This is a genomic window from Microcoleus sp. D2_18a_D3, assembly GCF_036702455.1.
Lineage (GTDB): Bacteria > Cyanobacteriota > Cyanobacteriia > Cyanobacteriales > Microcoleaceae > Microcoleus.
Map to the genome: position 1 here is coordinate 48,182 of NZ_JAUBTK010000045.1, position 11,896 is coordinate 60,077.

Sequence of the window (11,896 nt, forward strand, 5' to 3'; positions counted from 1 at the left end):
TGCGCCCTCTGCGGTTAAATCAGTCTTATTTTATCTTAAATTTCACAACCGTCCTCCTTTTTCCAACTTGTCCAGTAAATCCTCAGCAACTTCATACCATTTCCGCCTAATTTCAGCATCTTCTGGCTTTTCTGTCAAGCTGCGCCCTTGTAATTCTGGATATTTATTGTAATATAATTCATCCACTTTTTGATAGAATATATCTTGAGCAATGTTGAGATTTTTGCGTCGTTTACCAATCTTTTCTTGACGAATTATTTCGGCTTCCTCTAATGATGTATCGGGAGGTTGCTGGCGCGAAGAAAATTTAGGTAACTCCGGCAACTTGGGCAACGTGAAACCAGATTTGACTACACTAAAAGCTAAAAGTCCTGGCACCAAAACGACAGTTAAACTCCCTAGGGTTTTCCAAGGAATTAACTTGAATGTGCTGTTGTGGTTAACAACTTGAGGATTTTGGTGAACAGGAGTATGATTGCTGGTAGCAGTTTTAGTGGTGTTTTTGAAGGGGCGGCCGACAAAGTTCATTGTCACCATTTGGGAAATTATACTGCCAATGTGAGAGAGTTTTGGATCTTTGAGTGCTTCGCGGACTGCTTTTGCAGATTGGTAGCGATCGCCCGGTTGTTCTGCTAACATCCGATCCAATACGCTGGCTAAATTTGAGCTGACACTGACGTGCGATCGCCAATCCCAAGTTTTATTATTGATATCGTACAATTTTTGAGGCTTTTTGCCGCTTAACAGTACCAAAGCCGTGACGGCTAAAGCATACAAATCGCTAGCTGCAGAAACTTTACCCAGCCGCATTTGTTCGGCCGGCGAATAACCCTGTTTGCCGATCGCCGTATCCGATTGTCCGTTAAACTGAACTACGGCATTTGCTGCGATTTGTTTGACAGAACCGAAATCAATTAAAAAGGGTAGTTTGTCAGCATCATGCTGAATAATATTATCCGGGGAAATATCGCGGTGAATTAAATTTTTTGAGTGGATGTATTCTAAAACTGGTAAAAGCTGAAATAGCAGTTGAGTAACTTCGGCTTCGGTAAAATTTTTACCTTGCTGCTGGCGCGATATCAATATTTCTTCGTAGGTTTGACCCTTGATATAATCTTGCACTAAAAATAAAGATGGATTCCCGCCCAAATCCGTTCGCAGGAGTTCTCGAAATTTTGGAATTTGCGGGTGTTGGAGGTGGTAAAGCATACTCGCTTCGCGATCGAACAATTCGGCGGCTTTGGGGCTGTGAACCACCGGAGAAAACTCTTTGAGTACGCAAGATTCGTTGTAGCGGTTGATATCTTCGGCGAGGTAAGTGCGCCCGAAGCCACCGCGGCCTAATTCGCGGAGGATGCGGTAGCGTTTTTCGAGAGTTGAACCGGGGGCGAGGAGGGAGGAGTTAGACATAAACAACGGAAAATTGTTCGAGTTGGGGAGTCGCCGAGCACAGTATAGCTTATTGTAGCTAAGTTTGTTTGAATGGGAGGGCGATCGCTTTTTTTGGGATGGATGAAGGAGAAGGGACACTTTACTTAAGATTCAGTATCTACAGGATATCGTAGGGGCGGGTTTTACCAACCATCTATGTTAGAAACCAAAAATATAATAAACCCGCCCCCACCCAACGACAAATCCAAATCTACATTTTTGGCATTCGATCGAACATCAGGTTAATCTGGATTATCGGCTGTCTAGGGGCGGGTTTATATAAATTGTTCGCGAACATCAAATATTGTTGGTAAAACCCGCCCCTACAGGCTTTTTTATTGTCTGGTTTGCTCTGCTATCGAGGATTTACAAATCTCGATGCGTAAATTCCTTCGCATCCTTCCCTACATAACTAGCTGCAACATGGCCATCTCCAACAACTCGATACTTATAGGTAATCAACCCCTCTAAACCGACAGGGCCGCGAGGTGGCATTTGCTGGGTGCTAATCCCCACTTCTGCACCGAAGCCGTAGCGGAAACCGTCGGCAAATCGAGTCGAGCAATTGTGATAAACTCCGGCCGCATCGACTCCATTTAAAAATGTTTCGGCGGCTTCGCTGTCTTCGGTAACAATGACATCTGTGTGTCTGGAACCGTATGTATTGATATGGTTAATTGCCTCTTCCACAGAATCTACTATTTTGATTGACAAAATCAAATCGCTGTATTCTGTAGACCAATCCGCTTCATTGGATTCGGCAATATTTTCGAGGAGGGCGCGAGTTTTTTCGTCTCCCCGAAGTTCGACTTTTTTCTGCTGCAAAGCTGCGGCAACAGCGGGCAGGAATTTGGGGGCGATCGCACTGTGGACTAACAAAGTTTCAATGGCATTGCAGGCGGCTGGATACTGGGTTTTTGCATCTACAGAAATCTCTACGGCTTTCTGAATATCCGCTGCTTTGTCTGCGTACAAATGACAAATTCCGTCGGCGTGTCCTAACACGGGAATCCGGGTATTTTCCTGCACGAAGCGCACGAAAGAGTTAGAACCTCTGGGAATAATCAAATCTACATATTCATCCATTTTCAGCAGTTCGATTGTTTCTTCCCGCGTGGTGAGCAACTGCACGACTTCTGGATTAACCGCAGTTTCTGCTAATGCTTGATGTATCACTTTTGTCAATATTTCGCAGGAACGGACTGCTTCTTTGCCGCCTTTGAGAATGACGCCGTTTCCTGATTTTATTGCCAAGGATACTATCTGAATTAACGCCTCTGGGCGCGCTTCAAAAATAATGCCTAAAACGCCCAAAGGACAGGTGACGCGCTTCAGAATTAATCCTGTATCCAATTCACGGTGAATTTGCACGACACCTACGGGATCTGGGAGTTTCGCAACGTCGCGCACGCCTGCGATCGCACTTTTCAACTTGCTCTCATCCAACTTGAGGCGATCGTACAGCGGTTTCGCAATTCCATCCGCGCTTGCCGCCATGCAGTCAGCCGCATTCGCCGCCACAATATCCGGCGCAGCAGCTTCTAAAGCTTTCGCAATCGCCTCAATAGCTTGATTTTTGGCCTCAGCGGACAAAACTGCCAACTTTCTAGCAGATACGCGCGTTTTTTGGGCAATTTCAATAATAGACATGGCAGTAAATTTTAAATAGTTTTGAGTTTTTGGTTTTTGGTTTTGAGTTTTGAATTGAATCCCCAGAAATAAATTTCGGGGCGGTTTTCAGTCTTAACAATTCTAGAGGAAATTCTATATTTTTGTTGAGACCCCTTATAGAAATCCGCATTAACAGGTTAAAACAGGGAAGTATAGACAAAATCCCACGAGCATTGCCATTTGTCAATAACCTTCAGAGAGTATTATGTCATCTCAGGCCCCTTTACGCAAGGCAGGGCGAGCCGCCAAAGCCGGCTTTAAACTGATACAGCGATGCGGGTTATACCTTCGGTTCTGATTTGAAATTGCAAGACACAACGGGAATGATTTATCTGCGGTATGCTTCTGGTTTTGGGCCAATTGCTAATTTTCTGTTTGGCATGAAACGGGTTAAAAGTTTGATTGGAATGGATGTTAGCGCTTTGGGTTGGTTCCGCCGGGGTGTTGCACCTTGGATGGATTTGATTCAGCTTGAAAGTGATAGCGGTACGGTGGTTAACAGTTATCACCGCTTCTGGTCTGTTGTGATGGGTATAGGGGCGATCGCGATCGGTATTGCATTTATATTCGTGTCATTTCCTGCTTAACAGTTGACAGGTGAAACCTTTTAAGTTAAATATAATTAAGCTCGATTATTCGAGCTTCTTTTTTTTGTTATATACGGTACTCTCGAATTTAATACCGCTCTGAATTATCTTTTTTTTATCAAAATCGTGAGTTGACGAACCGCTTTCGACGTGTTAGTGAAGCGGCGCGATAGCGCTCTTGTCGCACAGAAAGAAAAAAGGAAGAAGTAAAGAAGGAGATAGGTAATCTTATGGTGAGAAGGAAGTAATTCATTGATGAGCAAATATGACAGTCAAAATTGCTACAATCAGTTTCTTGTTGATAGTATTAAGTTTAGCAGTCAGCAACCCCAGCCAAAAAGTCAGGGGTAACTTAACAAAGTTGACCGCCCAAACGGAAAACAGGGAGAAAAAAAACACCATGCAAAGTATTCTCGATGACAGTGCAAAAGTAGAAAAACTAGCTGGCGACTTCCAATTTATAGAAGGCCCGATTTGGCATCCAGACGGATTTTTGCTGTTCAGCGATATTCCCGCCAATATTATCTATAAATTCGCCTCAAATCAGCAAGTTGAGGTATTTCGCCGCCCTTCGGGAAAAGCCAACGGGAATACTTTAGACAAAGAAAACCGCTTACTTACTGCCGAACACGAAAATCGCCGCGTATCCCGCACTGAAAAGGACGGCAAAGTTATCACATTGGCGGATAGATACGAGGGCAAGCGGCTCAACAGTCCGAACGATTTGGTTGTTAAATCCGACGGCAGCATTTATTTTACCGATCCCTCCTACGGTGTTAGTAAAGAGCAGGAAGAATTGGGCTTTTACGGTGTTTACCGACTGGCACCAGACGGAAAATTAACTCTGCTGGTTAAGGATTTGGTGCTGCCGAACGGCATCGCTTTTTCACCAGACGAGCAAAAACTTTATGTCAACAATTCGGAAGCGGGATACATTGCCGTTTTCGATGTAAAACCGGACGGAACTGTTACCAACCAGCAGCTTTTTGCGGAGTTAAAAGATACCAGTCAAGGCGGAGTTCCCGACGGTTTAAAAGTTGATGTAGAGGGGAATGTTTACAGCACCGGGCCGGGGGGAGTGTGGATTTTTTCGCCGGATGGCAAGCTTTTGGGCAAGATTTCTGTGCCTGAGACGGCGACTAATTTGGCTTGGGGAGAAAGCGATCGCAAAACGCTTTATATTACGGGAAGTACAAGTCTGTATCGGATTCGCCTTAAAATTGCCGGTGTGCGGGCTGGAAAATAATCTAAAATAGGGCGAAGTTGAAAATAAAGCGGTTTGTCGTGAGGACTTTATTCCTTACGGCAAACACTTTTTATTAGGGGTAATTGACCTGGCATAATATAATCCTACTTGTCAAAATCAGTCATTCCCAATTCTAAAATCTCAAATCTAAAATCTCAAATGGTATTAATAGCTCGGTTGCACAAATTTCTAACTGCTACAGTCGATCGCACATCCGGATCGCACACAATATTTTGGTTGACTCTGAGCTTGACATTTGCCACAGTTTATGCTATTTTAGGACTCAAGCAAGTCTTTAGCGCCGAGTATATGGTGCAAGACGATGCGAGACAGCACGTTTTCTGGATGATGCGGTTTGTCGATCCTGAATTATTCCCCAACGATTTCATTGCTAATTATTTTCAATCTGTAGCCCCCGCAGGATACAGCACGCTCTACAAATTAGCCGCAACAATTGGCATTCACCCGCTATTTTTTCACAAAATATTGCCGTTATTTCTCGGCTTAATCTCCACTTATTACTGTTTTGGTCTTTGCCTAGAAATGCTGCCAGTGCCGATGACTGGATTTATTGCATCTTTGCTGCTAAATCAGCATATGTGGATGACCGACGATTTGGCTTCCACAACGGCAAGAGCTTTTATCTATCCGATATTTCTTGCTTTGTTATATTATTTGTCGCGCAGTTCGTTGCTGCCTTGTTTAGGGGCTATCGCCCTGATCGGACTATTCTATCCTCCTTACGCCTTGGTTGCTGCCGGAATTTTAGTTTTGCGGCTGCTATGCTGGGAAAAGGGTAGTTTGCGCTTGTCGGGCGATCGAACTAATTACCTATTTTGCACTACAGGTTTGGGAGTAATCTTTTTAGTAATGCTGCCCTATGCCTTAGATAACTCTGAATTTGGCCCAACTTATACCGCAGCAGAAGCGAAGCAAATGGGCGAATTTGCACCAGACGGCAGAAATGCTTTTTTTCGTCCCAACCCCAAAGATTATTGGTTGACAGGGCGGGGCAGCGGGATGTTTCCCAAGTCGCTGTTTACGCCTGTAACTCACTGTGTCGGATTGTTATTTCCGCTACTGCTGTTTTTGCGATCGGCTTTTCCCTTAGCAAATCAGATTCAACGCCAAATCTGGCTTTTGCTTCAGCTATTTTTAGCATCCTCGGCGATGTTTTTGGCGGCTCACGCTACGCTTTTTAAACTGTATCAACCGGGTCGTTATACAGCCTACAGCTTGCGATTCATTGTTGTTTTAATAACTGCGATCGCCCTCACTTTAATTATCGATGGAGTCGGTCATTGGGTCTCAAAAAACGCAACAACATTTGATGTAAAAAATCTAGTTGCACTAATTACGACAGCGACAATCGCTATCGCCGTAGTTCTTTATCCCTGCTTAGTCAAAAAATTTCCCACAGTCGGGTATATAGAAGGTAAAATGCCGGATTTGTACAATTTTTTTGAGCAACAACCTAAAGATATCCTGATTGCTTCAATCGCGGCCGAGACTGACCATTTGCCAACATTTAGTCAGCGTTCCGTTCTGGTGGCAAAGGAATATGCAGTGCCGTATCAGAAAGGCTACTACAGCAAATATATGCAGCGACTTAACGATTTAATTCGCGCTCAATACACTCCCGACCGAGCTGTCTTGCAAAATTTTATTAATCAATATGGAGTGGATTTTTGGATGCTCGATCGCAATGCTTTGACTCTTCAGTATATAAAGGATGATGGCTGGCTAAATCAATTTGATTCTACACCAGAGGCGAGCCTTTTTTTACAACAAGGGAAAATTCCCGCCTTAGCTTCAGCAATGACAAGTTGTGCTGTTTTTCAGAATGAAATGGTAGTGGTTTTGGAGGCATCTTGTATTGTGAAATAGGCTGGAGTTAAGACGGCTCACACCCAGAAATAAATCCCTTACCATCCCCTGACTGAGAACGAGAAAAAAAGCGCCTTTCTTGACTTAAACTCTTGATTTTTAGGTTGAACCGGAGGCAAGAAACCCGGTTTCTGACCCAAGAATTAATAGTTTAGTGATTTGTAGGGGCAATCCCCTTGCGGTTGCCACTCCTGATGGGTGATGTTGCGGATATCGTGCAATTAAATAATCTCGGCAATCAAAGCTGAATATAGATCCGGGGTCAAGTTCGCAGACAATGAAAATTGCACAAAAGCTCGATCGCCAATTATCTCTTCAACAAAAACATGACAACACTTTACGTCAACCCGCAAACAGGCAGCGATTCCGCAGCCGGCAGCCAATCAGCCCCATTCAAAACTATAACCCGCGCGATCGCTCGCGCTGCATCGGGAACTACGATTCAGTTATCACCGGCCACTTACAGCGCTGCTAGTGGCGAAAAATTCCCCTTGGAAATTCCCTCGGAAGTAAAAGTTATTGGCAATGAAGCTAACAAAGGTAGAGGCACTCTAATTCAAGGAAGTGGCAAATTTGTCAGTCCCACCGCTGCAGGTCAAAATATCACCATACTGCTAGCAACTAATTCCCAATTGCGCGGAGTAACTGTCACTAATCTTGATAGTCGCGGCACGGGAGTCTGGATTGAGTCAACTTCTCCGACTGTGGCTAACTGCACTTTCACGCTTTGTAAGCGCGAAGGCGTTTTTGCCACGGGCACTGCTAATCCTGCGATTCTCGACAACATATTTCGGGAAAACTCAGCGGCTGGCGTAATTACGGCGGGGAGTGCTAAGGGAGTAATACGGCGCAATATTTTTCAAAAGACGGGTTTCGGCATTTCTCTGCAAGCTCAGTCGGCTCCTTTGATTGCTGACAACCAAATTTTGGAAAATCGCTCCGGTATAGTTGTAGCGGGGGAATCTAAGCCGGTTTTGCGAAAGAATCGCATTGAAAAAAATACCGAAGACGGTTTGACTGCGGTGGGTAAGTCGCTGCCAGATATTGGTACGGCTCAAGATTTGGGCGGCAATATCTTTCAGAATAACGGCGAATTCGACTTGCAAAATGCGACTGTGGTTAAGATTTTTGCGGTGGGAAATCAGCTCAATTCTTCGCGGGTGAAAGGTTTATTTGATTTGGGCAATGTGACGCCAACCCCGACTCCTGGGGGGGTAAAGTTCAGCGACATCAGCACGCACTGGGCCAAGGATTTTATCGATCGCTTGGCAAAGATGAATATTGTTAGCGGGTTTCCCAACGGCACTTTTCAACCTTACGAGATTGTAACTAGAGCTCAGTATGCGGCTATGTTGGCGAAGGCGTTTGAATTGGTGCCGCGCCGTGAGGCGACGGTTTTTAAGGATGTGGCGGCGGATTTTTGGGCCAAGGGAGCGATCGAGCAAGCCAATCGAGCTGGCTTTTTGGTTGGATATCCAGACAGCACTTTTCGCCCGGAGCAGAATTTGACTAGAGTTCAGGCGATCGTATCTTTGGTAAACGGCTTGCAGTTGGGCGGCGGCAACCCCAATTCTTTGAGCGTTTATGTCGATCGATCTCAGATTCCCAGTTTTGCCACCGACGAGATAGCAACCGCCACAGAGCGCAAAATCGTGGTCAACTATCCCGCGCGCGAAAAGCTTTCCCCCGCCCACGACATCACCCGGGGCGAGATATCCGCCCTCATCTACCAAACTCTGGTAGCCACAAACCGCGCCGAGCCCATTAACTCTCCCTACATCGTCTAAGGGAATTGGGAGACAAGGGAGAGGATAACTTGGGGTACAAAGAACTCACATCTTGCACCATTCTCGCTCAACAGGCTTTCCGGCCTGTTCGACAAAGAGTAGATTAACCTGAGTTCGGGTTAAGCAGAAGGGAGAAAAAAGGCATCGATATTGAGAGAAGGCTTTTTAGGATGAAGGCAATAGGCAATCAATCCACAGATCAAGTTGACTAAGAAATTGCCCGGACTGCGACGGGTGAGAATGCTCAATCTGAGAGATGTTTTTTAGTTGGTCGATAATCGTCTCAATGATGGAGCGTTTGCGCGTTAGCAGCTTATCCATCAGTGGCATCAGCTTATTTTTCATATTGCGCTTTGGCTTTGTAATCAGTTGAATCCGAATCTGGGTTCAAAAACTTGGCAGAAATCATCGACAGCGCAAAATAGTTCTTCTAAACTAATCATGGGACGAGCCTGTAAAGCTTTGGTGTGATGACTTTTAGCTTACTTGCTTGTCCCTTTCTTATCCCGAACTCACGTTACATATAAATCGCACGGCTCAGACGAACCCCGAAATCGGCATCCGGATTTGTCGTAGCGTCACCCAGCCGCTCTTGCAGCACTGCAACTGCTAAGTCCCGGCGCTTTGGCGATCGTGATGCGTCGGCAGATGCCAGGGCTGCCGCCATCTGTTCGCGCGTGAGATCGGTGCAATAGCAGGGCGTGCCTGGCTGCTGGCGCCACGAATCGGCGAGCGTGCCGGCGTCGAAAGCATCAAGCCCGGTGTCTTCGACCAGCGCCATCGCCACTTCACGATCGTTCTCGCGGTCAGCAGCCACAGGGAGGGCTATACGGTCAGGGCTTCCAGCAGGCTTGCCCAAGGTGGCGAAGGAGCCAGACCCGATCGCGTTCCACGCCTTGGCGATCGGCCGGCCTAGCTGTTCGGCTACCCAAAGGCTCTCAACCTGCCCGGCCTCGATGGCATCGATTTTGTCGTCGCGGTGGGGATAATAATTAGACGTGTCGATGACGACTGTCTCGGCTGGTAGGTTGGCTATAAGTGGCGCGATTGTCGGAATGCGGTTGAGAGGGATCGAGAGGATCACCACGTCAACGTCCTCCACCGCTTGGGCCGTCGAGACCGTGCGTGCACCAAACTCCAGCGCATCGGCGGGGATGGTCTCTGGGCCACGCGAGTTAGCGACCTTTACGTCATGTCCGGCCTGAGCCAGTTTGCGGGCCAAGGTCTTTCCAATGTTACCAGCACCTAAAATGCCGATTTTTAAATTCTTTGTGTTACTCATGAAAAATGTTCCTTCTTATTCCGTTGCTTGATAGGGTCGTGCCAACCTGTTCAAGGTGTCACGCAGTTTGGCCAGTCAGGAGCATTGGCCGCCGATACGGGCGATCAACTTGCCGTTGACCGCACCTCCCAGACGTTCGAGAGCCTCGGGGACTTCAGCGAACGATATGATCTTGTCGATTGGCATGGAGATCTTCCCTTCGGAGAACAAACGACCTAGTGTCGTGATCGCGTCGTCGCGCTCTTCAGCGGTGCGGACGCTGTGCAAAGCGCCGGTGACGGAAATGCCATGCGTTAGGATATTGAAGGGCTCTATTGTGGGGAAAGTCGAACCACCGGCAAAGCCGATCAGGATATAACGTCCGCCGATGGCAATCGCGTCGAGCGCTTGCTCGGCTAATGGCGACCCGACCGTGTCATAGATGATATCGGCGCCTTTGCCTCCGGTCAGCGCGCGAACCTGTTCGATGAACGAATCGGTCTTAAGATTGATGACGTGGTCGGCGCCTTGCTCCCGGCAGAACGCGGCCTTGTTCCCGTCGCGCACGGTGGCGATCACGTTAAGGCCCAAAGCCTTAGCGAGCTGGGTCGCGGTGGAACCGGTGCCGCCCGATCCGCCAAGTACGAGCAGCGTCTCGCCCGGCTTCGCACGGGCGCGGTTGACCAGCCCGACATAAGCGACATGGAATGTTCCCAGGAACGCTGCCGCCTGCTCGTCGGGCATGTCGTCGGGTGCTAGCACCGCGCCAACGCCTGGGGAGAGGCAATACTGCGCCAAGCCACCTGAGCCGCGGGTGAAATTGGTGCCGCCGATCACCCGCGTGCCAATGGGAAAAGGATAGTCGCGTCCTGCCGTTTCCACGATGCCGACGACCTCCTGGCCCGGAGTCACTGGCGGCGTAGGCGTGAGGAAGTAGCGGCCTTCCAGCATCATGCGGTCAGGCAGACCGATATTGGTAGCCAATACCCTGAGCAGCGCCTCTCCTGGTCCTGGAATAGGAATGTCGATATCGACCAGCTTCAAAACATCACTGGGTTTGCCGAAGGTCTCTGCGCGCCAGGCTTTCATTATCAAACTCCAATATTTCAATCATGGATGTTTCAATCATGGATGGCGTTGCTCGCTCATCCTCTCCAGAGCGAAGTCGCTCCACAGCAAATGATGCCTTTACATTTGCAATATCCGGCTGAGACGAAGAAAGTATTCCGGGTCGGGATTAAGGGTGGTGCCTTCAGAGCGCTCCAGCAATATCGCCCACGTCAGATCACGCCGCTTGGATAAGCGCTCTCTTTCGGCCCAGGCCAGCGCATCGGGTAACTCTGCCAAGGTGAGGTCAGTGCAATACACAGGCGATCCCGGCTGCATCCGCCATGAGTCTTCGAGTGTGCCTGCATCGAAGGCATCAAAACCCGTATCTTCCACCAGCGCTAATCCCACTTCACGATCTCGGTCCCGGTCTGCCGCCACAGGCAAAGCAATACGGTCGGGGCTTCCTACAGGCTTCCCCTTGTTCGCAAATGAGTCCGAAACGATGGTGTTCCACGCTTTGACGATAGGACGGCCTAACTGCTCGACGACCCACAAGCTCTCGACCTGCCCCGCGTCGATGGCCTCGATCCTGTTGTCGCGCACGGGGTGGTAGTTCGACGTGTCCATGACAACGGTTTCCTCTGGCAAGCCTTGAATCAATGGCGCAACCTGGGAGTAGCTGGCGGGATTGATGGAAAGAATAACCACGTCAACGTCCTGCACGGCTTCGGCTGCTGTAACGCCGCGGGCACCAAACTCCAGCGCATCGGCCGGGATGGTTTCCGGGCCGCGCGAGTTGGCCACCTTCACGTCATGTCCGGCCTGAGCCAGTTTGCGGGCCAAGGTCTTTCCAATGTTACCGACGCCCAAAATGCCGATCTTCAAATTCTTTGTGTTATTCACCAGAAAACGAGCGAGAAGCCCCTGGCTTTAGACATGGGGAGGAAAGCGGCTGCGACTTCAGTCGCCTGGAATC

General features: G+C 48.1%; 9 protein-coding genes and 1 pseudogene. 4 read left to right on the top strand and 6 right to left on the bottom strand.

Annotated features, from left to right (window positions below; genetic code table 11):
• Positions 1–42 precede the first annotated feature (42 nt).
• Both QUB06_RS20175 and QUB06_RS20180 read right to left on the bottom strand, forming a co-directional pair.
• Positions 43–1,410, bottom strand: a complete 1,368-nt coding sequence (locus QUB06_RS20175) for a serine/threonine-protein kinase (RefSeq protein ID WP_333436755.1) — start codon at positions 1,408–1,410, stop codon at positions 43–45.
• Positions 1,411–1,797: 387 nt separating this feature from the next.
• On the bottom strand, positions 1,798–3,081 hold the full coding sequence (locus QUB06_RS20180; protein WP_333436756.1) for a glutamate-5-semialdehyde dehydrogenase: 1,284 nt from the start codon (positions 3,079–3,081) through the stop codon (positions 1,798–1,800).
• 320 nt (positions 3,082–3,401) lie between these two features.
• Here QUB06_RS20180 and QUB06_RS20185 point away from each other — a divergent pair, with 320 nt between their 5' ends.
• The 4 genes from QUB06_RS20185 to QUB06_RS20200 all read left to right on the top strand — a co-directional run bounded on the left by QUB06_RS20185 (position 3,402) and on the right by QUB06_RS20200 (position 8,609).
• Positions 3,402–3,689 (top strand): hypothetical protein, encoded by a 288-nt coding sequence (locus tag QUB06_RS20185; RefSeq protein WP_333436757.1) that lies wholly within the window; start codon positions 3,402–3,404, stop codon positions 3,687–3,689.
• Between the two features lie 265 nt (positions 3,690–3,954).
• Positions 3,955–4,935, top strand: coding sequence for an SMP-30/gluconolactonase/LRE family protein (locus QUB06_RS20190; protein WP_333436758.1), 981 nt, complete (start codon positions 3,955–3,957; stop codon positions 4,933–4,935).
• Positions 4,936–5,094: 159 nt separating this feature from the next.
• The gene (locus tag QUB06_RS20195) at positions 5,095–6,822 is read left to right on the top strand and encodes a hypothetical protein (RefSeq protein WP_333436759.1); all 1,728 of its coding nucleotides are present in this window, start codon (positions 5,095–5,097) and stop codon (positions 6,820–6,822) included.
• 326 nt (positions 6,823–7,148) lie between these two features.
• Positions 7,149–8,609, top strand: coding sequence for a DUF1565 domain-containing protein (locus QUB06_RS20200; RefSeq protein ID WP_333436760.1), 1,461 nt, complete (start codon positions 7,149–7,151; stop codon positions 8,607–8,609).
• Between the two features lie 119 nt (positions 8,610–8,728).
• Here QUB06_RS20200 and QUB06_RS20205 read toward each other — a convergent pair.
• From QUB06_RS20205 to QUB06_RS20220, 4 genes and pseudogenes are all read right to left on the bottom strand, one after another.
• Positions 8,729–8,963: pseudogene (locus QUB06_RS20205) on the bottom strand (transposase); the annotation flags it as partial.
• Positions 8,964–9,126: 163 nt separating this feature from the next.
• Positions 9,127–9,891 carry an NAD(P)-binding domain-containing protein gene (locus QUB06_RS20210; RefSeq protein ID WP_333436761.1) on the bottom strand — a complete coding sequence of 255 codons (765 nt, stop codon included), beginning with the start codon at positions 9,889–9,891 and terminating at the stop codon, positions 9,127–9,129.
• Between the two features lie 75 nt (positions 9,892–9,966).
• Positions 9,967–10,959, bottom strand: a complete 993-nt coding sequence (locus tag QUB06_RS20215; RefSeq protein ID WP_333436762.1) for an NADPH:quinone oxidoreductase family protein — start codon at positions 10,957–10,959, stop codon at positions 9,967–9,969.
• A 99-nt stretch (positions 10,960–11,058) separates the two neighbouring features.
• Positions 11,059–11,823, bottom strand: coding sequence for an NAD(P)-binding domain-containing protein (locus QUB06_RS20220; protein ID WP_333436763.1), 765 nt, complete (start codon positions 11,821–11,823; stop codon positions 11,059–11,061).
• Between the last annotated feature and the right edge of the window lie 73 nt (positions 11,824–11,896).

What these genes read in the sequence shown, in the direction of transcription:
- QUB06_RS20175 (WP_333436755.1), bottom strand. Translation starts at nt 1,410, where the DNA reads ATGTCTAACTCCTCCCTCCTCGCCCCCGGTTCAACTCTCGAAAAACGC.
- QUB06_RS20180 (WP_333436756.1), bottom strand. Translation starts at nt 3,081, where the DNA reads ATGTCTATTATTGAAATTGCCCAAAAAACGCGCGTATCTGCTAGAAAG.
- QUB06_RS20190 (WP_333436758.1), top strand. Translation starts at nt 3,955, where the DNA reads ATGACAGTCAAAATTGCTACAATCAGTTTCTTGTTGATAGTATTAAGT.
- QUB06_RS20195 (WP_333436759.1), top strand. Translation starts at nt 5,095, where the DNA reads ATGGTATTAATAGCTCGGTTGCACAAATTTCTAACTGCTACAGTCGAT.
- QUB06_RS20200 (WP_333436760.1), top strand. Translation starts at nt 7,149, where the DNA reads ATGACAACACTTTACGTCAACCCGCAAACAGGCAGCGATTCCGCAGCC.
- QUB06_RS20210 (WP_333436761.1), bottom strand. Translation starts at nt 9,891, where the DNA reads ATGAGTAACACAAAGAATTTAAAAATCGGCATTTTAGGTGCTGGTAAC.
- QUB06_RS20215 (WP_333436762.1), bottom strand. Translation starts at nt 10,959, where the DNA reads ATGAAAGCCTGGCGCGCAGAGACCTTCGGCAAACCCAGTGATGTTTTG.